Source organism: Pseudomonas sp. GD03944, assembly GCF_029839275.1.
GTDB lineage: Bacteria > Pseudomonadota > Gammaproteobacteria > Pseudomonadales > Pseudomonadaceae > Aquipseudomonas.
Genome location: NZ_JAOCAH010000004.1, coordinates 133,976 through 157,572 on the forward strand (window position 1 = coordinate 133,976; position 23,597 = coordinate 157,572).

At 64.6% G+C, this 23,597-nt stretch carries 19 protein-coding genes; 7 read left to right on the forward strand and 12 right to left on the reverse strand.

Annotated elements, in window-relative coordinates; translation table 11 throughout:
• Nucleotides 1–138 precede the first annotated feature (138 nt).
• Nucleotides 139–1,080 carry a choline ABC transporter substrate-binding protein gene (gene choX / locus N5C28_RS08870; protein ID WP_279821700.1) on the reverse strand — a complete coding sequence of 314 codons (942 nt, stop codon included), beginning with the start codon at nucleotides 1,078–1,080 and terminating at the stop codon, nucleotides 139–141.
• Between the two features lie 256 nt (nucleotides 1,081–1,336).
• Here choX (N5C28_RS08870) and N5C28_RS08875 point away from each other — a divergent pair, with 256 nt between their 5' ends.
• A complete protein-coding gene (locus N5C28_RS08875) occupies nucleotides 1,337–2,716 on the forward strand; it encodes an L-serine ammonia-lyase (RefSeq protein ID WP_279821701.1) in 1,380 nt (459 codons plus the stop codon).
• Nucleotides 2,717–3,130: 414 nt separating this feature from the next.
• A complete protein-coding gene (locus N5C28_RS08880) occupies nucleotides 3,131–4,234 on the forward strand; it encodes a GlxA family transcriptional regulator (RefSeq protein WP_279821702.1) in 1,104 nt (367 codons plus the stop codon).
• A gap of 164 nt (nucleotides 4,235–4,398) precedes the next feature.
• Here the strand turns inward: N5C28_RS08880 and N5C28_RS08885 are convergent, their stop codons facing one another.
• From N5C28_RS08885 to N5C28_RS08920, 8 genes are all read right to left on the reverse strand, one after another.
• Nucleotides 4,399–4,650, reverse strand: a complete 252-nt coding sequence (locus tag N5C28_RS08885; RefSeq protein ID WP_279821703.1) for a hypothetical protein — start codon at nucleotides 4,648–4,650, stop codon at nucleotides 4,399–4,401.
• A gap of 91 nt (nucleotides 4,651–4,741) precedes the next feature.
• A complete protein-coding gene (locus N5C28_RS08890; protein ID WP_279821704.1) occupies nucleotides 4,742–5,515 on the reverse strand; it encodes an electron transfer flavoprotein subunit beta in 774 nt (257 codons plus the stop codon).
• A 98-nt stretch (nucleotides 5,516–5,613) separates the two neighbouring features.
• A complete protein-coding gene (locus tag N5C28_RS08895) occupies nucleotides 5,614–6,846 on the reverse strand; it encodes an electron transfer flavoprotein subunit alpha/FixB family protein (RefSeq protein ID WP_279821705.1) in 1,233 nt (410 codons plus the stop codon).
• Between the two features lie 46 nt (nucleotides 6,847–6,892).
• Nucleotides 6,893–8,860 (reverse strand): dimethylglycine demethylation protein DgcB, encoded by a 1,968-nt coding sequence (gene dgcB, locus N5C28_RS08900; RefSeq protein WP_279821706.1) that lies wholly within the window; start codon nucleotides 8,858–8,860, stop codon nucleotides 6,893–6,895.
• A gap of 101 nt (nucleotides 8,861–8,961) precedes the next feature.
• A complete protein-coding gene (gene dgcA, locus N5C28_RS08905) occupies nucleotides 8,962–11,022 on the reverse strand; it encodes a dimethylglycine demethylation protein DgcA (protein WP_279821707.1) in 2,061 nt (686 codons plus the stop codon).
• Nucleotides 11,023–11,179: 157 nt separating this feature from the next.
• Complete coding sequence (locus N5C28_RS08910; protein WP_279821708.1) at nucleotides 11,180–11,710, reverse strand: 4-vinyl reductase; 531 nt, start codon at nucleotides 11,708–11,710, stop codon at nucleotides 11,180–11,182.
• Between the two features lie 191 nt (nucleotides 11,711–11,901).
• Entirely contained in the window at nucleotides 11,902–12,879 is a 978-nt protein-coding gene (locus N5C28_RS08915) for a dipeptidase (RefSeq protein ID WP_279821709.1), read from the reverse strand.
• A 209-nt stretch (nucleotides 12,880–13,088) separates the two neighbouring features.
• Nucleotides 13,089–14,042, reverse strand: coding sequence for a GlxA family transcriptional regulator (locus N5C28_RS08920; RefSeq protein WP_279821711.1), 954 nt, complete (start codon nucleotides 14,040–14,042; stop codon nucleotides 13,089–13,091).
• 350 nt (nucleotides 14,043–14,392) lie between these two features.
• Here N5C28_RS08920 and choX (N5C28_RS08925) point away from each other — a divergent pair, with 350 nt between their 5' ends.
• The 4 genes from choX (N5C28_RS08925) (at nucleotide 14,393) to N5C28_RS08940 (ending at nucleotide 17,964) form a co-directional block, all read left to right on the forward strand.
• The gene (choX, locus tag N5C28_RS08925) at nucleotides 14,393–15,331 is read left to right on the forward strand and encodes a choline ABC transporter substrate-binding protein (RefSeq protein ID WP_279821712.1); all 939 of its coding nucleotides are present in this window, start codon (nucleotides 14,393–14,395) and stop codon (nucleotides 15,329–15,331) included.
• Nucleotides 15,332–15,410: 79 nt separating this feature from the next.
• Nucleotides 15,411–16,298: a 3-keto-5-aminohexanoate cleavage protein gene (locus N5C28_RS08930; RefSeq protein WP_279821713.1), complete on the forward strand. Its 888-nt coding sequence runs from the start codon at nucleotides 15,411–15,413 to the stop codon at nucleotides 16,296–16,298.
• A 124-nt stretch (nucleotides 16,299–16,422) separates the two neighbouring features.
• Nucleotides 16,423–17,388 carry an L-carnitine dehydrogenase gene (locus N5C28_RS08935; protein WP_279821714.1) on the forward strand — a complete coding sequence of 322 codons (966 nt, stop codon included), beginning with the start codon at nucleotides 16,423–16,425 and terminating at the stop codon, nucleotides 17,386–17,388.
• Between the two features lie 108 nt (nucleotides 17,389–17,496).
• The gene (locus tag N5C28_RS08940; protein ID WP_279821715.1) at nucleotides 17,497–17,964 is read left to right on the forward strand and encodes a thioesterase family protein; all 468 of its coding nucleotides are present in this window, start codon (nucleotides 17,497–17,499) and stop codon (nucleotides 17,962–17,964) included.
• A 29-nt stretch (nucleotides 17,965–17,993) separates the two neighbouring features.
• On the opposite strand, the gene N5C28_RS08945 is transcribed toward N5C28_RS08940, so the two are convergent.
• From N5C28_RS08945 to gbcA, 3 genes are all read right to left on the reverse strand, one after another.
• The gene (locus tag N5C28_RS08945) at nucleotides 17,994–18,398 is read right to left on the reverse strand and encodes a hypothetical protein (protein ID WP_279821716.1); all 405 of its coding nucleotides are present in this window, start codon (nucleotides 18,396–18,398) and stop codon (nucleotides 17,994–17,996) included.
• A complete protein-coding gene (locus N5C28_RS08950; RefSeq protein ID WP_279821717.1) occupies nucleotides 18,395–19,870 on the reverse strand; it encodes a hypothetical protein in 1,476 nt (491 codons plus the stop codon). The genes N5C28_RS08945 and N5C28_RS08950 overlap by 4 nt, the downstream gene beginning before the upstream one ends.
• A gap of 335 nt (nucleotides 19,871–20,205) precedes the next feature.
• Nucleotides 20,206–21,498, reverse strand: coding sequence for a glycine-betaine demethylase subunit GbcA (gene gbcA / locus N5C28_RS08955; protein WP_279821718.1), 1,293 nt, complete (start codon nucleotides 21,496–21,498; stop codon nucleotides 20,206–20,208).
• Between the two features lie 356 nt (nucleotides 21,499–21,854).
• Between gbcA and gbcB the strand changes: the two genes are divergently transcribed.
• On the forward strand, nucleotides 21,855–22,955 hold the full coding sequence (gbcB, locus tag N5C28_RS08960) for a glycine-betaine demethylase subunit GbcB (RefSeq protein WP_279821719.1): 1,101 nt from the start codon (nucleotides 21,855–21,857) through the stop codon (nucleotides 22,953–22,955).
• Nucleotides 22,956–23,597 lie beyond the last annotated feature (642 nt).

Consider the following 23,597-nt stretch of genomic DNA (forward strand, 5'->3'; position numbering starts at 1 on the left):
GCTGATCTAAAAAAACCATAACAGATTAGTTCGGCCCTTGGCCAAGCCTGGAGGCCACGAACGGCGCGGTTTTCAGCCGTTGCCCGGCGCGCAGGCAAGGTACGCCGGGGGCTGTGGCGAATTGAAAAAAAATGAAATTTATAGCCGTTTGCCAGTGTCTGATGGCCGATTTGCGACGCTGCCGTCGCGTCGCGTGACGCCTTCGAGCCATCGATCGAGCACCTGCGGATTGGCCTTCAACCAGGCCTTGGCTTCGCGTCGCCGGTTGGTGCTCTGGTTGAGAATCGCACCCATCAGGTGGTTCTCCATGTCCAGGCTGAAACGCAGGTTTTTCAGCAGGCGTCCGATGTTCGGGCACTGCTCCGCGTAGCCGGCGCGCACGTTGGTGTAGACCGTGGCACCGCCGAAGTTCGGACCGAAATACGCGTCGCCACCGTCGAGGTAGCGCAGGGCGAACTGGTTGTTCATCGGGTGCGGCTCCCAGCCGAGAAACACCACCCACTGCTTGAGGTGTTCGGCGCGCTTGACCTGCGCCAGCATGCTGCTTTCGCTGGATTCCACCAGGGTGAAGGTGCCCAGGCCGAAGGCGTCCTTGTCGATCATCTGCTGGATCAGCTTGTTGCCGTCGTTGCCCGGCTCGATGCCATAGATCCTGCCGCCGAGCTGCTCCTTGAATGTCGCCAGGTCGGCGAAGTTCTGCACGCCGCCGTCGAAGGCCACCTGGTTGACGGCCAGGGTGTATTTGGCGCCTTCCAGGTTGGCCGCGATGGTCTGCACCGTGCCGTTCTCCACATAAGGTTTGATGTCGTTTTCCATGCTCGGCATCCAGTTACCGAGGAATACGTCGATCTGCTTGTCCTGCAGGGCCTTGTAGGTGTCGGGCACCGACAGCCGCTTGACCTGGGTGCGGTAGCCCTGGTCGGTGAGTACCACGCGGGTCACGGCGGTGGTGACGGTGATGTCGGTCCAGCCGACATCCGCGAAACGCACCACATCGCAGTCGGCGGGTTCCACGGCGGCGTTGGCCAGCCAGGGGGCGAGCAGGGCGGCGCTCAGCAGTGCGCGGGTATGCAGGTTCATCGGCACCTCCAGTCTGTGGGTGGGCAGATCGGCCATGGGCGCCAGGATCATGGCGCTGGCGCCGTGTCGCTGCCTATCGGCCGGGTCGTAACCAGAACGGTGCTGTCGCGCCGGGAATGCAGGCACGTTGCGCGCGGTGCGGATACGACAGTGACCGTGGCGGATTTGGATATGGGCGAGTCGGTGTGAGGCGATTGCCGCCTGGGGGAAAGCCAGATGATGGTGACGTAGCCGTCCTTCAGCTCGGGAGTCAGCCGTGGCGATTAGTGTTTTCGACCTGTTCAAGATCGGTATCGGGCCTTCCAGTTCGCATACCGTCGGCCCCATGCGCGCCGCCGCCCTGTTCGTCGGTGCGCTGCGTGAACGTCAGCTGCTCGAGCGCACCGGGCGCCTGGAGGTTCGTCTGTACGGCTCCCTGTCGGCCACCGGCGTTGGCCATGGCAGCGACAGCGCCGTGATCATGGGCCTGATGGGCGAGTGGCCGGACAGCATCGACCCGCAGCAGATCACCCCGCGCATCGCCACGCTGCGCGAGCGCGGCGAACTGCTGCTCGACGGCCGTCTGCCAGTGGCGTTCGACTGGTCGCGCGACATGCTGCTGCTCGACGAAAACCTGCCCTATCACCCCAACGCCATGACCCTGACCGCCTTCGACGGGCAGGGCGACGAGCTGCACCGCGACACCTATTACTCGATCGGCGGCGGCTTCGTGGTCGATGCCGAACAGGCGGCCGCCGGACAGCTGGACCAGGACCACACGGCGTTGCCGTACGATTTCTCCAGTGCCGTCGAGCTGCTGGAGCTGTGCCAGCGCCACAACCTGCGTGTGTCCGAACTGATGCTGGCCAACGAGCGCGCCTGGCGCAGCGATGCCGAGATCCGCAGCGGCCTGCTGCGCCTCTGGCAGGCCATGCGCGACTGCGTGGAAAACGGCCTGAAGCACGAAGGCATATTGCCTGGTGGGCTCAACGTGCAACGCCGCGCCGCGCGCCTTCACCGCAGCCTGCTGGAGCTGGGCAAGCCGAATGTCATCGGTTCCACGTTGTCGGCCATGGAGTGGGTCAACCTGTTCGCCCTGGCGGTCAACGAAGAAAATGCCGCCGGCGGGCGCATGGTCACTGCACCCACCAACGGCGCGGCGGGCATCATCCCGGCGGTGCTGCACTACTACATGAAGTTCAACCCCGATGCCTGCGACGACGACGTGATCAACTACCTGCTCGCCGCCGCCGCGGTGGGCATCCTGTGCAAGAAGAACGCCTCGATCTCCGGCGCCGAAGTGGGTTGCCAGGGCGAAGTCGGCTCGGCCTGCGCCATGGCCGCCGCCGGCCTGGCGGAAGTGCTCGGGGCCACTCCGGAGCAACTGGAAAACGCCGCGGAAATCGGCCTGGAGCACAACCTCGGGCTGACCTGCGACCCGGTCGGCGGGCTGGTCCAGGTGCCGTGCATCGAGCGCAACGCCATCGCCGCGGTGAAGGCGATCAACGCGGCGCAGATGGCCCTGCGCGGCGACGGCCAGCACTTCATTTCCCTGGACCGGGTGATCCGCACCATGCGCGACACCGGTGCCGACATGCAGGACAAGTACAAGGAAACGTCGCGCGGCGGACTGGCCGTCAGCGCCATCGAATGCTGATCGCTCGACCTGCTTTCGCTCACCGGAAAATGCCGCCGCCAGCTTTTGGTGCGCGGCCTCTCGAGACGTGATTTTCGGGGGTGAAAAGCGCCGTTTCAGGCGCCGTGTTACCGCCCGGATTCACACCGCCGAGGCGGGTGACAGTCACCCCGTTCACAGTGCTACCGAAATGCTCACACCCCTTTAGCCACGGGGCTTTCGGTCGCAAACAGAATACTTCTGTCGCTCCTGCCAAAGCCACGTGGCACGCACCTTGTAAAGGCGCCGAATTTTTTATTGAACGCGCGATCAATCTAGGCATGAGGTTTGCGTTGGAATTGGCATCGATCCGGGGTGGTTTCAACCCGGACGCAACAAAAACAGAGCCCGTCTGAAAAAGGGCTCGACACCGTGCTTAGCGTGAGGGCTTCACTGATGTCACAGTTCAACCAAGGGGCCCAGCCCCAGAGCCGTGTTCCGCAGTCCATCGGCTTCCTGCTCCTGGATAACTTCACCCTGATTTCCCTGGCTTCGGCAGTCGAGCCCTTGCGCATGGCCAACCAGTTGTCCGGCAAGGAACTCTACCGCTGGCACACCCTCACCCAGAGCGGCTCGCCGGTGTCCGCCAGCGACGGTCTGCAGATCACCCCGGACGCCGGCCTGCACAACGCCCCGGCACTGGATGCGGTGATCGTCTGCGGCGGCGTGGACATCCAGCACAGCGTCACCCGCGAGCACCTGCACTGGCTGCAGGGCCTGGCCCGCCAGGGGCGGCAGATGGGCGCGGTGTGCACCGGCAGCTGGGCGCTGGCCAAAGCCGGCCTGCTCGACGGCTACGATTGCAGCGTGCACTGGGAATTCCTCGCTGCCATGCAGGAAGCCTTCCCCCGCGCCGCCATCACCACCCGCCTGTTCTCCATCGACCGCAACCGCAACACCTCGTCCGGCGGTACCGCGCCGATGGACATGATGCTGCACCTGATCGCCCGGGAGCACGGCCGCGAACTGGCGGCGGCGATTTCCGAGATGTTCATCTACGAGCGCATCCGCAACGAGCAGGACCACCAGCGCGTGCCCCTCAAGCACATGCTCGGTACCAACCAGCCGAAGCTGCAGGAAATCGTCGCGCTGATGGAGGCCAACCTGGAGGAGCCGATCGACCTCGACGAGCTGGCCTGCTACGTCGACGTGTCGCGGCGCCAGCTGGAGCGCCTGTTCCAGAAGTACCTGCACTGCTCGCCGTCGCGCTACTACCTCAAGCTGCGCCTGATCCGCGCGCGCCAGCTGCTCAAGCAGACGTCGATGTCGATCATCGAAGTGGCGTCGGTGTGTGGTTTCGTGTCCACGCCGCACTTCTCCAAGTGCTACCGCGAGTACTTCGGCATTCCGCCGCGCGACGAGCGCGCCGGCCAGGCCTCGAACGGCATCGTCGCGCTGGTGCCGATGCCGGAAGACCTGATGCGGCCTTCGTCCTCCACTGCCATGGCGGCCCTGGCCCGGGCCCAGGGCGAGTCCACCTTCGCCAGCGTACGGGTGTAACGGCGGCGGGCGGGTCGAAAACAGGCGCCGGTGGCGCCTGTTTTCATTCGGCTGATATTTCAGCGCACTCCAAAAACAAGCCCGCTCCTACACAGGGCAATACCAGCCCCGTAGGAGCGGGCTTGCCCGCGAGCTGTTGATCTTCTTCTAACGCAATCAGGCCATCACGCCTGCCGCGGTACCAGCGCCGGCAGCAGGGTGCGGGAGATCGCCTCGCGCACGTTGGGCAGCAGGGTGGCGCTGCCGCCCAGCAATTCTTCCACCAGGCGACGCAGCGCCACGGCGCGTTCAGGGCTCAGACCGCTGACGGCATGCTCGCACGCCTGTTCGGCGGTTACGCCCGGCGGAATGGCCAGGCCCAGGGCCACCAGGCGTTCGCGCAGGTCTTCCTGGTCGATCAGATCGGCATGCATCATCGGTTCATCCTCCATTGGTCAGACTGTGGCCACCCCGGCCGCCCCTGTAGGAGCGGCCTCAGCCGCGAGCTCTTTGGCCGTTCATGTCGCGTCAGCGCAGCACGCCTTCTTCGAGCAGCAGTTTGAAGATAGCCTCCGCGCCGGCTTCGGGCGAGACATCCTTGAGCACCTGTCCGCCGCCACCCGAGGCTTTGGCCGTGGCGGCTTTCATTCGTTCCGCGCCGGTCTTTGCCTTGATCACCTTCAGGCGCTTCGGCCGTGGGCGGGCGGGCTGCAACTGGGTCTGTTCGAACAGCGGGTCGTCGGTCACCGTGACCTCGTGGGCCTCCAGCTGGCCGCGGCGCGCCGGGCCGAAGGCGCTCTGGCGGGCCATGGGCGCGGCGTTGTCGATGCTGGCCAGGAACGGCACGCGCACTTTCAGGCGCCGCCGTTGGCCGCGGGGCAGGGCTTGCAGCACCTGCGCCACGCCGTTCTCGACCTTTTCCACTTCCGCCAGGCCGACCACCAGGGGCCAGCCGAGGCGTTCCGCCAGCAGGAACGGCAGCAGGCCGGAGCCTTCACCGGTTTCCGCCTGGCTGCCGGTCAGCACCAGTTGGGCGCCGGCCTCCTTGAGGTGATCCACCAGCACCGGCAGGGCGTCGGCACCGGCCGGTTGCTCCAGCACGTGCAGGCGCTCCAGGCCCATGCCCAGGTAGCCGCGCAAGGCGTCGGCCTGCGGGTCGCCGGCATGCAGCACCTGCAGATCGGCACCGGCCAGGCGCAGGCCGAGCTCGACGGCGCGGGCATCCTGTTCGGCGCGGCGCGGCCGGCCGGAGGTCGGGTGGGCGCCCACGGACACCAGGGCGACGATATTCAGGTCAGTCATGAAAACCTCGATCCGCAGCGGTGGCGTCAGCCGCGGTCAGATAGCGCGAGCAAACGCTCGCGGCTGAAGCCCCTCCCACGGGGGAATAGCGGTGTGCGTCAGGCTGCATCGCGCTTGCCCTCCTGGCGCCAGGCGGCGATGCGCGCCATCAGCGCGGTCAGTACTGCCGCCGAGTCGCCGATCACCGAGAGGTCGGCGCGTTTGATCATGTCGCAGCCGGGGTCCCTGTTCACCGCGATCACCTTGTCGCAGGCGCCAATGCCCTGCAGGTGCTGGATCGCGCCGGAAATACCCACGGCCATGTACACCCGGGCCGTGACCCAAGTGCCAGTGGCGCCGACCTGACGGTCGCGCGGCATGAAGCCGTCATCCACCGCCACCCGCGAGGCACCTTCGGTGGCGCCCAGGGCTTGGGCAGCCTGGTGGAACAGGGCCCAGTCCTTGACCCCGTTGCCACCCGACAGGATGAATTCCGACTCGGCCATGGGGATCAGCGCCGGGTCCACCGCCACCGCGCCGAGGTCCTCGATGCGCGGCAGGCTGTGGGCAATGGCTGCGGTCAGTTCCAGCGGGCGCGCCTCGTGGCGGGTTTCGCTGACCGGTTCTGCGCACTCCACGGCGGCCAGCATCAGGCGAGGCGCCGGGCGCGCCAGGTCTTCCTGGCCAGCCCCGGCGCGGCCGATGCACTGCCCGTCGTTGACCTGCCAGACCCGCGTCGCCGGGCGCTCGCCGAGTTTGGCGGCCAGGCGGCGACCCAGCTCACCGCCGCCAGTGCGGCTGTCCGGCAACAGCCAGTGGCGCGGCGCCAGCTGGCTTTCCACGGCACTGAGGGCCAGTACCCGGGATTCCGGGGCGTAGCCGTCGAAGGCGTCGCCCTCGATCTGCAGCAGGCGGTCCACGCCAGCAGTGGCGAAGGCGGTTTCCTTGTGCTCGCCGAACACCACGGCCACCACCGCGCCGTCGCTGCCGGCGAGCTTGTGGGCCAGGCCGAGCAGGTCCTTGTCGTGGCTGCTCAGGCGGCCGCCTACCATGTCCGGCACCACCACGATGTGGAATGCCGGTTGTTCGATGGTGTGCAACGGCAGCTGGACTGTTTCGCTGGCGGCGCTGCGTTTGCCGGCGGTGCCTTGCTGGGTGCCGCTGCGGTCGATGCGCTTGAGTCCGGACGGGCCGACGAAGCCGGCGGCGATGGCGTGCGGGTTCTTGCGCAGGATGCCGTTGGGCCCCATCCAGGTGGTCTGGTGCTGCGCCTGCACGGCCGCGTGCAGCGGATGCAGGCGGTTACGGGCGATCCACTCGGCCCGCGGGTCGCGGCGGATGATGTCGCTCATGGGCGGTTCTCCGTGGCTCGTGCCGTCTCTGTGGCGAAGGTATCCATCACTGCACCTCCGCCAGTTCACGGGCGGCCGGGGCCGGCTTTTTTGCCGCGGGCGCCGCCTCGATCAGCGCCTCGGCCACCAGCTCGGCGATGTCCTTGATGTCAGGGCGCGGGGCGACCACGCCTTCGAGCATCACGGTGCACTGCGGGCAACCCACGGCCACCACTTCGGCACCGGTTTCCTTGATGTCGACCATGCGCATGTCGGGAATCCGCTGCTTGCCCGGGATGTCGGTGATTGGCGCGCCGCCACCGCCGCCGCAGCAGCGCGAGCGGAAGCCGGAGCGCTCCATTTCCTTGACCTCGATACCGATGGCCTTGAGCACGGCGCGCGGTGCCTCGTACTCGCCGTTGTAGCGGCCCAGGTAGCAAGGGTCGTGGTAGGTCACCGAACCGTTGGCCAGGGCGTGTTGGCCGAGGCTGAGCAGGTCACGCTGCATCAGGGTCTCGATGAAGGTGCTGTGGTGCATGACCTGGTAATGGCCGCCCAGCGCACCGTATTCGTTCTTCAGCACATGGAAGCTGTGCGGGTCGCAGGAGACGATGGTCTTGAAACGGTATTTGGCCAGGGTGGCGATATTGCGGCTGGCCAGGTGCTGGAAGGTCGCTTCGTCGCCCAGGCGCCGGGCCACGTCGCCGCTGTCGCGTTCTTCCAGGCCGAGCACGGCGAAGTCCACGTTGGCCGCCTTGAGGATCTTCACGAAGGCACGCAGGGTGCGCTGGTTGCGCATGTCGAAGGCGCCGTCGCCGACCCAGAACAGCACCTCGGTCTGCTGCTTGTCACTCATCAGCGGCAGGTTCAGGTCGGCCGCCCAGTTCAGCCGGCCGCCCGGTGCGAAGCCGCCCGGGTTGTCGGTGGCGATCAGGTTGTCCAGCACCTCGGCGCCCTTGTTCGGGGTGGCGCCTTTTTCCAGGGTCAGGTGGCGGCGCATGTCGACGATGGCGTCGACGTGCTCGATCATCATCGGGCATTCCTCGACGCAGGCGCGGCAGGTGGTGCACGACCACAGCGTCTCGGCATCCACCAGGGCCTTGCCGTTCAGGTTGACGATGGGTTGGTGCGGGCCGCCGCTGTGTTCGCCCAGCGGCTTGCCAGGGTACGGCGAGCCGGCGAACGAGGCGTCGTTGCCACCAGCCAGGCCGATGACCATGTCCTGGATCAGCTTCTTCGGGTTCAGCGGCTGGCCGGCGGCGAAGGCCGGGCACATCGCCTCGCACTTGCCGCACTGCACGCAGGCGTCGAAGCCGAGCAACTGGTTCCAGGTGAAATCCGTGGGTTTTTCCACGCCCAGCGGGGCGTTCGGATCGTTCAGGTCCAGGGCTTTCAAGCCGGTCGAGCGGCCACCGCCGAAGCGTTCGGCGCGGCGGTGCCAGGCCAAGTGCAGGGCGCCGGCGAAGGCGTGCTTCATCGGCCCGCCCCAGGTCATGCCGAAGAACAGCTCGGACACGCCCCAGGCCACACCCACCGCGAGAATCGCGGCCAGCACCCAGCCGCCGAAGCCTTCCGGCAGAATCCCGGCCACCGGCAGGGTGGCGATGAAGAAGCTGGCCGCGAACATCAGCAGGCTTTTCGGCAGGCGCATCCACGGGCCTTTCGACAGGCGCGCCGGCGGGTCGAGGCGGCGTTTGGCGACGAACAGCGCACCGACGAACATCAGCACCGTGGCGGCCAGCAGGGCATAGCCCAGCAGCCGGCTCTGCAGCCCGAACCCATGGACCAGGATCGCCAGCAGCGCCGCCAGCACGAAACCGCCGGCGGTGGCCACGTGGGTCCTGGACATGTACTTGTCGCGTTCGACCACGTGGTGCAGGTCCACCAGGTAGCGGCGCGGCATCTTCAGCAGCCCGCCGATCCAGTCGACCTTGGCCGGCCGGCCACGGCGCCACATGAAGAAGCGCTTCGCCGCGCCGAGCACAGCGAGGCCGAGGGCGGCGAAGAGCAGGATGGGGAGCAGGGTGTTTAACATCGACGACATCCTCAAGCCCGAGGGCGGGGCTGGTGGGAGGGGATTGGCCGCGATGCGTGTCGCCCCGGCCAAGCCTCTCCCACACCGATTCAGCGTTTAGATCAGAAGTCCTTGCACAGCCGCAGCGCGTCGTAGATCGCCGCGTGGGTGTTGCGCTGGGCCACGCAGTCGCCGATGCGGAACAGCAGGTAGCCGTCGCCGGCCTGGGACAGGCAGGGTTGCGGCTGGATGGCGAACAGCGCCTCGACGTCGATCTGGCCCTTGTTGCGCGAGCCGTCCTTGAGCGCGTAGTACAGGGTTTCGTCCGGCCGTACGCCGTTCTCCACCACCACCTGGTCGACCACCCGCTCTTCCTTGGCGCCGGTGTATTCGTTCTCCAGCACCGCCACCACCTTGTCGCCCTCGCGGTAGACCTTTTCCAGCATCAGGTCGCCGGTCATGATCACTTCCTTGGGGTACAGGCTGCGGTAGTAGGTCGGGAAGCTGGTACCGCCGATGGCCACGCCCGGCTTGATGTCGTCGGTGACGATTTCCACCTTGGCGCCTTTCTCGGCCATGAAGTCGGCCACCGACATGCCGGTGAATTCGCAGATGGTGTCGTACACCAGCACGTTGTTACCCGGTGCCACCTTGCCGTCGAGGATGTCCCAGCTGCTGACCACCAGGCCTTCGGCCGAGCCCCAGTGCTCGTTCTGCTCGACGAACGGGTGGCCGCCGTTGGCCAGCACCACGATGTCCGGGCGCAGGTCGAGAATGGTGTCGACATCGGCGCCGGTGCCCAGGCGCAGGTCGATGTTCAGGCGCGCCAGCTCCAGCTGGAACCAGCGGGTGATACCGGCCATCTGGTCACGTTGCGGGGCCTTGGCGGCCAGGCTGATCTGCCCGCCGAGGCTGTCTTTCTTCTCGAACAGGGTCACGTCGTGGCCGCGTTCGGCGGCTACGCGGGCGGCTTCCATCCCGGCCGGGCCGCCGCCGACGATCACCACTTTGCGCTTGGGCCCGGTGGATTTCTCGATGATGTGCGGCAGGCCCATGTACTCGCGGCTGGTGGCGGCGTTCTGGATGCACAGCACGTCCAGGCCCTGGTACTGGCGGTCGATGCAGTAGTTGGCGCCGACGCACTGCTTGATCTGGTCGACCTGGCCCATCTTGATCTTGGCGATCAGGTGCGGGTCGGCGATGTGCGCGCGGGTCATGCCGACCATGTCCACGTAGCCGCCTTCGAGGATGCGCGTGGCCTGGTTCGGGTCCTTGATGTTCTGCGCGTGCAGCACCGGCACCTTGACCACTTCCTTGATCCCGGCCGCCAGGTGCAGGAATGGCTCCGGCGGGTAACTCATGTTCGGGATGACGTTCGCCAGGGTGTTGTGGGTGTCGCAGCCCGAGCCCACCACGCCGATGAAGTCGAGCATGCCGGTGTCGTCGTAGTACTTGGCGATCTGCTTCATGTCCTCGTGGGACAGGCCGTCCGGGTGGAACTCGTCACCGCAGATGCGCATGCCCACGCAGAAATCGTCGCCCACTTCGGCCCGCACGGCCTTGAGCACTTCCAGGCCGAACTTCATGCGGCCCTCGAAGGTGCCGCCCCATTCGTCGGTGCGCTTGTTGACCCGCGGCGACCAGAACTGGTCGATCATGTGCTGGTGCACGGCGGACAGCTCGACGCCGTCCAGGCCGCCCTCCTTCGCCCGGCGCGCGGCCTGGGCGTAGTTGCCGATCACCCGCCAGATTTCCTCGACCTCGATGGTCTTGCAGGTGGCGCGGTGCACCGGCTCGCGGATGCCCGACGGCGACATCAGGGTCGGCCAGTGGAAACCGTCCCAGCGCGAGCGGCGACCCATGTGGGTAATCTGGATCATGATCTTGGCGCCGTGCTTGTGCATGGCGTCGGCCAGGTTCTGGAAATGCGGAATGATGCGGTCGGTGGACAGGTTGACCGAGCTCCACCACTGCTGCGGGCTGTCGATGGCCACCACGGACGAGCCGCCGCAGATGGCCAGGCCGATGCCGCCCTTGGCCTTCTCTTCGTAGTACTTCACGTAGCGCTCGGTGGTCATCCCGCCGTCGGTGGCGTAGACCTCGGCGTGCGCGGTGCTGAGCACGCGGTTGCGGATGGTGAGCTTGCCGATCTGGATCGGCTGGAACATCGATTCGAAAGCCATTGCGGCACCCTCTGAAAACTACTGCGCTCGGTTATGCGGCGTTGGAGGCAGAAGCGAAAATGCTCATTTACTACTCGTAAACTCCGCTTTTCGCTTCTGCCTCCGCCTTGCCTACCCTTCGCTCGCTACGTTTTCAATCACGGTTGAATTGGGTTTCTTAGAGTGGTTTCACACGGAACAGCCCATGGTCGTGGCCGTCCTGGGAGGCGCCGTAGACCTGTTCGGCCACGGTGCGCAGGGCGCTGCCCTTGGCGGCCAGGATCTGGTCCATGGCGCCGGCGAACCAGCCGGTGAACATGTAGTCCACCGGGCGCCCGCACTGGCCGTAGACGTAGACGAAGGCGGAGTGGTCCAGGCGCACCTCGCAGGTGCCCTTGTCCAGGTCGATCGACTGGATCTTGAACAGGCCCCAGCCGCGTTGCGACAGGCGCTTCATGTAGTGCTCGAACACCTCGACCCCCACCAGCCCGTGGCACTCGGCCTCTTTCTCGCACCAGTGCCAGGCGGACTTGTAGCCGGCCTTGTAGAGAATCTCGGCATACGCCTCGGCGCCCAGCACCTCTTCGATACCGATGTGGTTGTTGACGAAGAAATGCCGCGGCACATACAGCATCGGCAGGGCATCGGTGGTCCAGACGCCGGTTTCGTCGTCGACCTGGATGGGCATTTCGGGGGCGTGAGAGGCCATGTGTTTAAGCTCCAGAATTCGTTGTCTTGCGTGTTTGAAAAAGCATGGATGAATGCCTGTGGAGCCGTAGCGAGCACGCCGAGAGCAAGGAGACCCGCAGCGACACGCGAGAGCAGTACGCATGTACGGCGAGCGTGTCGCGAGGACGCGACGCAGCTATCGGTGGGCGCAGCAGGCTCCGGAGGTATTCGTCATTCGCCCCAGACGTCCTTGAGAACCCTTACCCAGTTCTCCCCCATGACCTTGCGCACCACGCGCTCGGGCATGCCGCGCTTGAGCAGGGTCTCGGTGAGGTTGGGGAATTCGCCCACGGTGCGGATGCCCAGCGGGTTGACGATCTTGCCGAAGTTGGTCAGGCGGCGGGCGTACCCCTTGTCGTGTGTCAGCCACTCGAAGAAGTCCTGGCCGTGGCCCTGGGTGAAGTCGGTGCCGATGCCGATGGCGTCTTCGCCAACGATGTTCATCACGTACTCGATGGCCTCGGCGTAGTCGTCGATGGTCGAGTCGATGCCCTTGGCCAGGAACGGCGCGAACATGGTCACGCCGACGAAGCCGCCATGATCGGCGATGAACTTCAGTTCTTCATCGGACTTGTTGCGCGGGTGTTCTTTCAGGCCGGACGGCAGGCAGTGCGAGTAGCAGACCGGCTTCTTCGATTCGAGGATGACCTCTTCGGAGGTCTTGCTGCCGACGTGGGACAGGTCGCACATGATGCCGACCCGGTTCATCTCGGCGACGATCTCGCGGCCGAAGCCCGACAGGCCGCCGTCGCGCTCGTAGCAGCCGGTGCCCACCAGGTTCTGGGTGTTGTAGCACATCTGCACGATGCCCACGCCGAGCTGCTTGAACACGTCCACGTAGCCCAGTTGGTCCTCGAACGCATGGGCGTTCTGGAAGCCGAAGAGGATGCCGGTCTTGCCCTGTTCCTTGGCCTTGCGGATGTCGGCGGTGGTGCGCACCGGAATCACCAGGTCGCTGTTGTCGCGGATCAGCTTCTGGCTGGCGACGATGTTGTTCACCGTGGCCTGGAAGCCTTCCCACACCGACACCGTGCAGTTGGCGGCGGTCAGCCCCCCCTTGCGCATGTCTTCGAACAGTTCGCGGTTCCATTTGGCGATGATCAGACCGTCGATGACGATGCTGTCGGCGTGCACTTCGGCTGGGCTCATCAGGCTGTCCCCTTAGCTCGGCGCGCCGAATCTTCTGCCGGCGCTTTGGGGTGAGCATATCCCTGGGGGGCGGGGCGCCCCGGTGCAAAAACGACGGGGGTATTGCCGAAAGCGTCAAGCGCAGGTCGCGAACGGATAGGCCGCCAGCCTGATCGTCCAATGGTCTGTGGGAGCGGGCTTTAGCCGCGACGGCCGCTGGCGCGCCGGTTTCAGGTCGCCAGGGCGGGCAGGGCGTGGCGGTCCTGGCTGGGGCGGGTGGCGAAGCGCGAGCGGTAGCAGCGGGAAAAATACGATGCCGACTCGAAGCCGCAGGCGACACCCACGTCCATGACGCTCATGTCGGTCTGGCGCAGCAACTGGCGCGCCTTGTCCAGGCGCAGGGCGAGGTAGAAGGTCGACGGCGTGGCATCCAGGTGCTGGCGAAACAGGCGCTCCAGCTGGCGGATCGTCACACCGACCCGCTCGGCCAGGGCCTGGGTGCTCAGCGGTTGCTCGCTGTGCTGCTCCATGGCGCCGATGACCTGCACCAGCTTTTTATTGTGCACACCGTAGCGGCTGGCGATCTGCATGCGCTGGTGGTCCTGGCGCGAACGGATACGGCCGACCACGAACTGTTCCGACACCGCCACGGCCAGGGCTTCGCCATGGTCCCGGCCGATCAGGGTCAGCATCAGGTCCAGGCTGGCGGTGCCGCCGGCACTGGTGATGCGACGGCCGTCGATCTCGAACAGCTCCTGGGTCACGTTGAGGCCGGGGTAGCGCTCCTGGAAGGCGCCGATGGCTTCCCAGTGCAGGGTCAGGCGCTGGGTATCGAACAGCTCGGCTTCGGCCAGCACGAAGCTGCCGGTGTCGATGCCGCCGAGCAGGGCGCCTTCCCGTTCGAGGCGGTTCAGCCAGTGGCCCAGGCGCGGGGTGAAGGTGGCGAGCGGGTCGAAGCCGGCCACCACGAACAGGGTGTCGCCGCTGCCGAGGGCTTCCAGGGCGCCATCGACGTTCAGCGACATGCCGTTGCTGCTGGCCACCGCGGCGCCGTCCACGCTGAGCAGGTGCCAGCGGTACAGCTCGCCCTGGAAACGGTTGGCCACCCGCAGCGGTTCGATGGCCGACATCAGGCCCATCATGGAAAAGCCCGGCAGCAGGAAAAACCACAATGTCTGAGGCATTCGGTGTGTCCTTGGGTCTTTCTTTCAGGTGCGTGCGCGAAGCGTCTGGCCCATCGGTTCGACCAGGGCTGGCGCCGCGAAAAACCATCGAGTGTACCGTTCGTTACTAAACGGCAGGTAGGGTAGGAGGGCAAGCAAAGTGGTCGCTTCTGTTCAACAGGTAGTCGTTTTAGTGCGTTTTCCACGCCATTTCGCTGCGTAATGTGGCCACATCGGGCGTCGTGCACCTGCTCGAACGCAGGTGCGGAACCCCGAGCACGGAGGGGCTGAATGCCTCTGCACAACAACAGACAGGGCGCACGGCCGCATGGCCGGCCCCTGATAAACCGTACCGCCGAAGGGGAGCATCAATGAAAGGTCTCAACACACTCGCGGGTTGCTGTTTACTCACTCTGTTCAGTTCGTCGCTGCTGGCCGCGGACGACGCCAGTTGCCAGAAAGTGCGCCTGGGCGCGGTCGGCTGGACCGACGTGGTCGCCACCACGGCCGTGGCGACCGAGCTGCTCAACGGCCTGGGCTACGAAACCACCCAGACCCAGGCCTCGCAGCAGATCATTTTCGCCGGCATCCAGAAGGGCCAGGTCGATGCCTTCCTCGGCTACTGGAAGCCGATCATGGACGACAACATCAAGCCGTTCCTCGCCAGCGGATCGGTCAAGGTCGCCCCCGCACCGTCGCTCGACGACGCCATCGCGGTACTCGCCGTACCGACCTACACCGCCGAGGCGGGCCTGAAGACGTTCGCTGATATCGCCAAGTTCAAGGACCAGCTGGACGGCAAGATCTACGGCATCGAATCCGGCTCCGGCGCCAACACCGCGATCCAGAAGATGATCGACAGCAACCAGTTCGGCCTGGGCGGCTTCAAGCTGATCGAGTCCAGCGAAGCGGCGATGCTGACCGCGGTCAGCCGTGCGGTGAAGAACGAGAAACCGGTGGTGTTCTTCGGCTGGAAGCCGCACCCGATGAACATCCAGATGCCCATCACCTACCTGACGGGCAGTGAAGATGTGTTCGGCCCCAATGACGGTGCCGCCACGGTGTCCACCGTCACCGCACCGGATTTCGCCACGCGCTGCCCGAATGCCGACCGCCTGCTGACCGGCCTGCGCTTCACCAGTGCCCAGGAAGCCGAGCTGATGGCGCCGATCATGGACCGCCAGGCCCCAGCCACGGTCGCTCGCGACTGGCTCAAGGCCAACCCCGAGGTGGTCAAGGGCTGGCTTGACGGCGTGACCAGCTTTGACGGCAAGAACGGCGCCGACGCGGTGATCGCTTCGCTCCAGTAACGCCTCTCTCACTGACGCTACACCCGTGCGCGGCTCGACCGCGTACGGCTCCCTGCCGCCTGAAAAAAGGATCTGAACCGTGAATTACGAAGTCATCGTCACCTGCGCGGTCACCGGCGCCGGTGACACCGTTGGCAAGCACCCGGCCATTCCCGTCACCCCCAAGGAAATCGCCGCCGCCGCCATCGAAGCGGCCAAGGCCGGGGCCACGGTCGCCCACTGCCACGTGCGCGACCCTCAGACCGGCAAGCCGAGCCGTGACGTGGCGCTGTACCGCGAACTGGTCGAGCGCATCCGTGAAAGCGACACCGACGTGATCATCAACCTCACCGCCGGCATGGGCGGCGACCTGGAGATCGGCCGCGGCGAGCAGCCCCTGGAGTTCGGCGCCGGCACCGACCTGGTCGGCCCGCTGGAGCGCCTCAAGCACGTGGAAGAGCTGCTGCCGGAAATCTGCACCCTGGATTGCGGCACCCTGAACTTCGGCGACGGCGACTTCATCTACGTCTCCACCCCGGCGCAGCTGCGTGCCGGTGCCAAGCGCATCACCGAACTGGGGGTGAAGGCCGAGCTGGAAATCTTCGACACCGGCCACCTGTGGTTCGCCAAGCAGATGCTCAAGGAAGGCCTGCTCGACGACCCGCTGTTCCAGCTCTGCCTGGGCATCCCGTGGGGCGCCCCGGCGGACACCACCACCATGAAAGCCATGGCCGACAACCTGCCGGCGGGTGCCACCTGGGCCGGTTTCGGCATCGGTCGTTCGCAGATGCCGATGGTGGCTCAGGCCATGCTGCTGGGCGGCAACGTGCGGGTCGGCCTGGAAGACAACATCTGGCTCGACCGCGGCGTGCACGCCAGCAACGGCCAACTGGTTGAACGCGCCGTCGAGATCATCGAACGCCTGGGCGGCCGCGCCCTGACCCCGGCCGAGGGCCGCGCCAAGATGAACCTGAAACGTCGCGGCTGAAGCCCCTCCCACGGGGGTTACGCCAGGCCCATACACAGTTTGTGGGAGGGGCTTCAGCCGCGAGCTTTTTGCAGCGTTCGCCAACCCCTCCCACACCACGCAGATCAATCGACCAGGAGCTGTCATGCCCTACATCACCGACATCAAGACCTTCGCCGCCCTCGGCACCGGCGTCATCGGCGCCGGCTGGATCGCCCGTGCCCTGGCCCATGGCCTGGACGTGATCGCCTGGGACCCGGCCCCTGGCGCCGAAGCGGCCTTGCGCACGCGCCTGGAAAACGCCTGGCCGGCGCTGGAACAACAAGGCCTGGCCCCCGGCGCCTCGCTGCAGCGCCTGCGTTTCGTCGACAGCATCGACGACTGCGTACGCGACGCCGACTTCATCCAGGAAAGCGCCCCGGAACGCCTCGAACTCAAGTGTGAGCTGCACGCGAAAATCAGCGCGGCGGCCCGCCCCGATGTGCTGATCGGCTCCAGCACCTCGGGCCTGCTGCCCAGCGAGTTCTACGCTGACGCTGTGCACCCGGAGCGCTGCGTGGTCGGCCACCCGTTCAACCCGGTCTACCTGCTGCCGCTGGTGGAAGTGGTGGGCGGCGCGAAAACCGCACCGGAGGCGGTGCAGGCGGCGATTGCGGTGTACCAGTCCCTGGGCATGCGCCCGCTGCACGTGCGCAAGGAAGTGCCGGGTTTCATCGCCGACCGCCTGCTCGAAGCGCTGTGGCGCGAGGCCCTGCACCTGGTCAACGACGGCGTGGCCACCACCGGCGAGATCGACGATGCCATCCGCTTCGGCGCCGGCCTGCGCTGGTCGTTCATGGGCTCGTTTCTTACCTACACCCTGGCCGGCGGCCCGGCGGGCATGCGCCACTTCATGGCCCAGTTCGGCCCGGCGCTGAAGCTGCCCTGGACCTACCTGGAAGCACCGGAGCTGACCGACGCGTTGATCGACAAGGTGGTGGAGGGCACCGCCGAGCAGCAGGGCTCCCGCCAGTTGCCCGACCTGGAACGCTACCGCGACGACTGCCTGCTGGCGGTACTGGCCGCGATCCGGGAAACCAAGGCCAAGCACGGCTTCGACTTCGCTGAATAATCCCAGGTGTAGGAGGGGCTTCAGCCGCGAGCTTGTTTCGCTCGTCAACGGGGCCACCTCCTCCCGACGTTCTGTTTGCTTCGCCACCCGCCTGCCCAAGGACACCCTATGCCCCTCACCACCTACCGCACCCCGGTGCTGCCCGACTGGGTCGACTACAACGGCCACCTGCGCGATGCCTTCTACCTGCTGATCTTTAGCTACGCCACCGACGCCCTGATGGACCACCTCGGCCTGGACGAACAGGGCCGCGCCCGCACGGGGCACACCCTGTACACCCTGGAATGCCACCTCAACTACCTGGCCGAAGTGAAGCTCGGCAGCGATGTCGAAGTGCGCACCCAGTTGCTGGCCCACGACCGCAAGCGCCTGCATATTCACCACGGGCTGTATCTGCCCGGAGCCGAATCCCCCCTGGCGGAAAGCGAACAGATGCTGATGAACATCGACACCACCAGCGGCCGCTCTGCCGCGTTCGATGAACAGGTGGCCCTAGCGGTAACGGCCTTGGGCGAGGCGCACCGGCAACTGCCCAGGCCGGCCTGCGTCGGTCGGGTGATCGGGCTGCCGGCGTAGTGCTTGGTTCGCTGAAGGGAGAGGAGCGGCTAGCGTTCGATCCGCAGCCGCGTAGAGCCTTGGCGCAGGGCGATACCGTCATCCACATCGACGGTGTTGACGGCGTAGAGCCGGCGGTCCGGCGTAACCAGGCACCAGTTGTAGCCCTTGGGTAAGTCGAGGGCTTGAGGCTCTAATAAGACATCCGTTGAAAAGGTCTCGGCTATCTTATTAGCGAGGCTGATCTCATCTATCTGCAATTCGTCTGAGGCCCACGAAAGTCCTGCGCTTCGCTGAAACTCCGCGTCATGCTCAAGGTACTGTAAGAAAATTGCGGAGGGTGCCTTTGGGAAATCTAAGGACTCAACACCTTCAGGAATAGCCTTGTTGAACAAGGCAACTACTTTATCTTCAGGAATATGATCTCTTATGAAAAAACTAATAAATTTGCTCATTTAATACCTCTATCTTGCATGAGGTCCAGCAGTTGAGAGGTCCGTTGTTTTTGCTCGGGGGTAAAGATTCCTTTTTGGGACATTATGTCCAAAGATTGTCTTGCGTTAGAAAGTCCCTTCTTCTTTGCCGTTACCAAGATGTTGTACTCCGCCGAGGTTATGTTTACGGTTCCTGGGCCGCTTACAGGATGTATGGAGTTTTCGTGCAATCCAAATACTCTTCCTGACGAGGTATTGAAGAATTCTCCGTTCCGGATTTCTTCTCCTCGTGTATGTATTTCTTTTAAATCTTTTGCCACCTCCTCAGGCGCTACGGTGTACATCGTATTTCCTGTGTTTTTGGGAATGGTAACCTTATGAGGGAAGTGCCTTTCACTTAATTTCAGGTGGCTCCAACTACGCAAGATCGGGACCGCAGGTACTTCAACTGGAATCGCTGGCGGCCTTTTGACTTCAACTATCTGAGCTCCCTGCCCAGTCCCCCGCACATGTCCACTTAATTTGATCCTGGCGCGTTTGAGTGCTGCGCTCAAGCGTTTTAGTGCATTGCCCAGTCGGGTGAGCTTGCTTACGTAGCTGACCGAAGAGGCCCCGCGGGCGGCCAGGCCTAAGCCACCGGTGAAGACGATTAGTAGAGCGGCTAGGACAATTTCAAATAGCGCTGCTCCCCCGAATTCCGCCACTTCTTCGACGTTCTGGGCTTTGGCATAGTCGACGGCGAAGCGGCCGAGCATTGCCTTGCTGGGGCCGTCTTCGTAGATGAAGTTGGCCAGTTCGTAGGCCTCTGCCAGCTGTTCACGGGTGATGCTGGTCGGGTCGAAGCCCAGGGCTTCCACCAGCTCCCGGTGTTGCTCGGCGCTGAACTGGCGGTTGTAGGCGGCAAGCCAGCTTTCTCCCGTACTGGATTTTGCTTGCCAGGCACTGCGCAGGGCATTGGTGAACACCGTAAACGGGTTAACCAGGTCCGAGTACTCCTTGACGGTCTTGAGGAGTCCCCAGGCTCCTAGGAAGAAGCCTTTTCCGGCAGCCAGCCGAACATGGATGTAATTGGACACGACATTGCGCTGATCCTGAACGGCCTGCAGCTTGGCCGCTTCCGCGCGTTCCGCAGCGAGTATCTCGTCCAGCACTGTCTGCAGTTCTGATCGTGCGCTGGTGATGTCGTTGTCCACATCTGTATCAGCCAGCAGCTGCGCATCGTATTCGTTGCTCTGGATAGTCTGGGTCAAGCTCCCGCGGGCATCCAGGCCGCCGCGGATGACGTTGCCGCCAGCAGTGGAGAGACTGTAGGGAATGTTGGCGCCCAGGCATTCGCCATTGTCCCAGACGAAGCGCAGACCGATTAGGCAACGGCTGGTCTGGGCCGCCCCGCCCTCCAGGGGGCGCGGAGCCTGGCGATCGAAGTCGCCGTTGTAGGGCTCTTGTGGTGGGGCTGGGCGCTCGTTGCGGTTGTTGGGGACGTAACCACTCATCGTCTTGCATCCATGCTGTGCCGGTATCGGCGAGGGTACTTGATCAGCCTCCGATGCTAATCAGGGAGCCGTGTGCAAAGTCTTGCGCACTGCCGAAGGGGATTTGTATTTTTGTGACGCAGGCTTGAAAAATAGCGGAGCGGATGGGCGATTTCGGATGAGTGGCAGGGGCTGGGCCCGACACCGCGCCATAAAAAAAGCCCCTGTCAGGTGATACGTCCTGACGGGGGCAAACAACCCTTTCGGGCCTCAGTGTTCGGGGCGGCGCGGCTTGCAGGCGATCAGGCCATAGATGGCCAGGGCGATCACCAGCAGCAGGCTCAGGCTCACGCGGGTCAGTCCACGCCGACCTGGCGCAGGTAGGGCGCCGGGGCTTCGCCCAGGTTGTTGAGCAGGCGCGCGCTGTACCAGTCGATGAAGTTGACCACGCCAAACTCGTAGGTCTTGGAGTACGGACCCGGCTGGTAGGCGGTGGAGTTGATGCCGCGCTGGTTCTCTTCGGCCAGACGGCGGTCCTGGTCGTTGGTGGCGTCCCAGACCTGGCGCAGGCGGGCGACGTCGTAGTCGACGCCTTCAACGGCATCCTTGTGCACCAGCCACTTGGTGGTGACTATGGTTTCCTGGGCACTGATCGGCCAGACGGTGAAGACGATCATGTGATCGCCCATGCAGTGGTTCCAGGAGTGCGGCAGGTGCAGGATGCGCATCGAGCCGAGGTCCGGGTTCTGGATGCGGCCCATGAGTTTCTTGCAGCCCTGCTGGCCGTCCATGGTCATGGAGACGGTGCCCTTGAGCAGCGGCATGCGCACGATGCGGTTGCGCAGGCCGAAGCTGGCGTGGGCGTAGGGAATCTTCTCCGCATCCCACTTGGCGGCGGATTCGGCCACGTGGTCCTTGAACGCCTGGCTGGCGCGGGGGTCGGTGACGTCGTCCCATTCCAGCAGGGTGTTGAGCAGCTCGGGGTGCGAGCCGTTGCAGTGGTAGCACTCGCGGTTGTTCTCGAGCACCAACTTCCAGTTGGCCTTTTCCATCAGGGTGGTCTGCACCGCCACCTTGGTGTTCTCCATGTCGTAGGGCTCCATGTAATGAGCCAGGGTCGACAGGAAGTCATCGATGGCCGGTGGGTTCTCGGCCAGGGAAATGAAGATGTAGCCGCCGGCGACCTTGCAGTTCACCGGCTTGAGGCCGTACTGCTTCATGTCGAAGTCGGCGCCCATTTCGGTGCCGGCGAACAGCAGGCGACCGTCCAGCTCGTAGGTCCATTGGTGGTACGGGCAGACGAGCTTGGCCACCTTGCCCTTGTCGCTGGTGCACAGGCGCGAGCCGCGGTGGCGGCAGACGTTGTGGAAGGCGTGCACCACGCCATCGGCGCCGCGGATCACCAGGATCGGGTTGTCGCCGATCTGCAGGGTAAGGAAGTTGCCCTTGGTCGGAATTTCGCAGGTCATGCCGGCGATCAGCCATTCCTTGTGGAAGATCTCCTGCATGTCGATCTGGAACAGGCGTTCGTCGTTGTAGAACGGCTGGGGCAGGGAGAAGGTGCGCTCGCGGGTCTGCAGCATTTCGGCCGTTGCCTTGCGTGCCGGCGCCAGCGGATCGCCCAGACTCAGGGTGGAAGTGACGTCCATCGGTAACTCCTCAATGGCGAATCGCCCAGGCGATTGCCGCAAAAAGTGGCTGTTTCGGTTGTCACGCAAGGTGGCGTTCGGCCCCGCCCCGCACCTGCCGATGGCGCCTGGGAGGAAGGGGAGTCCGCTCATGACCTTTATGGTTCGGCTGAGTTGGAGTGTGGAGTCGGCCGTGGCAATGACCTTATCCATGGGCGACATGGCCGAATCCGTTTCCGACGCGGTAAGCCCCGTGGTTTGCGGCAGGTCGCGATAAGCATGTAAATGTCGCTGGCAGATAAATGAGTGCGCCTGACGATGCGCACAATCCGCCGCAAGAGGCGGACCCATAGCCGCCGTGCGCGAGAGAGACGACCATGTCGAACGACTTCCTCAATCCTGTTACGACCCAGACCTGGAGCAACGGCCGGCACGTCGTGCGGTGCGTCAAGGTGATCCAGGAAACCTGGGATGTGCGCACCTTCTGTTTCATGGCCGACCAGCCGGTCCTGTTCTTCTTCAAGCCGGGCCAGTTCGTCACCCTGGAGCTGGAGATCGACGGCCAGCCGATCATGCGCTCCTACACCATCTCCAGCTCGCCGTCGGTGCCCTACAGCTTTTCCATCACCATCAAGCGCGTGCCGGGCGGCAAGGTCTCCAACTGGCTGCACGACAACCTGCACGAGGGCCAGGAGCTGGCGGTGCACGGCCCGGTCGGCCTGTTCAACGCCATCGACTTCCCGGCGCCGAAGGTGCTGTACCTCTCCGGTGGCGTGGGCATCACCCCGGTGATGTCGATGGCGCGCTGGTTCTATGACACCAATGGCAACGTCGACATGGTGTTCGTGCACAGCGCCCGCTCGCCGAAGGACATCATCTACCACCGCGAGCTGGAACATATGGCGGCGCGGATCAGCAACTTCAGCCTGCACGTGATCTGCGAGAAGCACGGCCTGGGCGAGGCCTGGGCCGGGTACCGCGGCTACCTCAACCAGCGGATGCTGGAGCTGATCGCCCCGGACTACCTGGAGCGGGAAATCTTCTGCTGCGGGCCGACGCCCTACATGAGCGCGGTCAAGCGCCTGCTCGAAGCCAACGGCTACGACATGGCGCGCTACCACGAGGAAGCCTTCGGCCCGACGCCGCCGGAAGTCCGTGCCGAGGTCAAGGAACTGGCCGCCTCGGCCGCCGAAGCACCGCCGGTGCCGGTGGCCGACCAGTTGCAGGTGGCCTTCGCCGCCACCGGCAAGAGCATCCGCGTCGACCCGGGCGAGACCGTGCATACCGCCGCCGCCAAACTCGGCCTGCACATCCCCAAGGCGTGCGGCATGGGCATTTGTGGCACGTGCAAGGTGATGAAGACCTCGGGCGAGGTGGAGATGGACCACAACGGTGGCATCACCGACGAGGACGTGGCCGAGGGCTACATCCTGTCCTGCTGCAGCGTGCCCAAGGGCGACGTGGTCATCGACTTCTGAGGCAATCGCTCAAAAAACGAGCGATACCCTGCAGGCCTTGTCGTATACGGCCTGCAGGGTTATCCACACACCTTATGCACAGCTCTCTGCACAGTAATTGTGGGCTAACTCACTGAAATGGCTGGGAAAAGCCCACGGCTCTCGGGCCTTTCCAGGTCGTTGTCGCGGGCGCTTTCGGTGCTCAGAAAACAGCCAGCGCCCTGTATACCCCGAAAACCCGGCTCTGTGGCGGTGTTTCTACAGCTTGTCCACAGATCGATCCCCTGTCCGTGTGGTTAATTTGGCCTGTCAGCGTGCGTCGTTTCGTTTTCTCTGGGGATAAGCCCGTTCTAGCGGCCTTCGCCCTGCCGTTGCGCAAACCGTGCTCAACAGGCTGAACACGCCGTTTTGTAAAGGCTTCAGCCATCTATCCACAGCTAATCGACAGCTTAATGCACAGTATCTGTGCGCAACGCGGTGCTGCAGGTCATTGAAATTGCTCATTAAATAGACGCAAGGCCGCAGCTGCCGTGGGCCCTGGGCTGCAGAGGAGGCTGTACAGCTTATCAACAGGTTGGTCCACGATAACCGGGGGTAAGTGGCGGCTTCCGCCGCCGTGCGGCCAGGCGTGGCATCTGGCGTTGGCCTGTCTACGAGGCTGTT

Excerpts from the sequence above, each read along its gene's own strand:
- N5C28_RS08940 (WP_279821715.1), top strand. The coding sequence starts at position 17,497 with ATGCCCCTCACCACCTACCGCACCCCGGTGCTGCCCGACTGGGTCGAC.
- gbcB (WP_279821719.1), top strand. The coding sequence starts at position 21,855 with ATGTCGAACGACTTCCTCAATCCTGTTACGACCCAGACCTGGAGCAAC.
- N5C28_RS08920 (WP_279821711.1), bottom strand. The coding sequence starts at position 14,042 with ATGCCTCAGACATTGTGGTTTTTCCTGCTGCCGGGCTTTTCCATGATG.
- dgcA (WP_279821707.1), bottom strand. The coding sequence starts at position 11,022 with ATGGCTTTCGAATCGATGTTCCAGCCGATCCAGATCGGCAAGCTCACC.
- dgcB (WP_279821706.1), bottom strand. The coding sequence starts at position 8,860 with ATGTTAAACACCCTGCTCCCCATCCTGCTCTTCGCCGCCCTCGGCCTC.
- N5C28_RS08915 (WP_279821709.1), bottom strand. The coding sequence starts at position 12,879 with ATGAGCCCAGCCGAAGTGCACGCCGACAGCATCGTCATCGACGGTCTG.
- N5C28_RS08890 (WP_279821704.1), bottom strand. The coding sequence starts at position 5,515 with ATGACTGACCTGAATATCGTCGCCCTGGTGTCCGTGGGCGCCCACCCG.
- choX (WP_279821712.1), top strand. The coding sequence starts at position 14,393 with ATGAAAGGTCTCAACACACTCGCGGGTTGCTGTTTACTCACTCTGTTC.
- choX (WP_279821700.1), bottom strand. The coding sequence starts at position 1,080 with ATGAACCTGCATACCCGCGCACTGCTGAGCGCCGCCCTGCTCGCCCCC.
- N5C28_RS08880 (WP_279821702.1), top strand. The coding sequence starts at position 3,131 with ATGTCACAGTTCAACCAAGGGGCCCAGCCCCAGAGCCGTGTTCCGCAG.
- N5C28_RS08910 (WP_279821708.1), bottom strand. The coding sequence starts at position 11,710 with ATGGCCTCTCACGCCCCCGAAATGCCCATCCAGGTCGACGACGAAACC.
- N5C28_RS08895 (WP_279821705.1), bottom strand. The coding sequence starts at position 6,846 with ATGAGCGACATCATCCGCCGCGACCCGCGGGCCGAGTGGATCGCCCGT.
- N5C28_RS08945 (WP_279821716.1), bottom strand. The coding sequence starts at position 18,398 with ATGAGCAAATTTATTAGTTTTTTCATAAGAGATCATATTCCTGAAGAT.
- N5C28_RS08950 (WP_279821717.1), bottom strand. The coding sequence starts at position 19,870 with ATGAGTGGTTACGTCCCCAACAACCGCAACGAGCGCCCAGCCCCACCA.
- N5C28_RS08885 (WP_279821703.1), bottom strand. The coding sequence starts at position 4,650 with ATGATGCATGCCGATCTGATCGACCAGGAAGACCTGCGCGAACGCCTG.
- N5C28_RS08935 (WP_279821714.1), top strand. The coding sequence starts at position 16,423 with ATGCCCTACATCACCGACATCAAGACCTTCGCCGCCCTCGGCACCGGC.
- gbcA (WP_279821718.1), bottom strand. The coding sequence starts at position 21,498 with ATGGACGTCACTTCCACCCTGAGTCTGGGCGATCCGCTGGCGCCGGCA.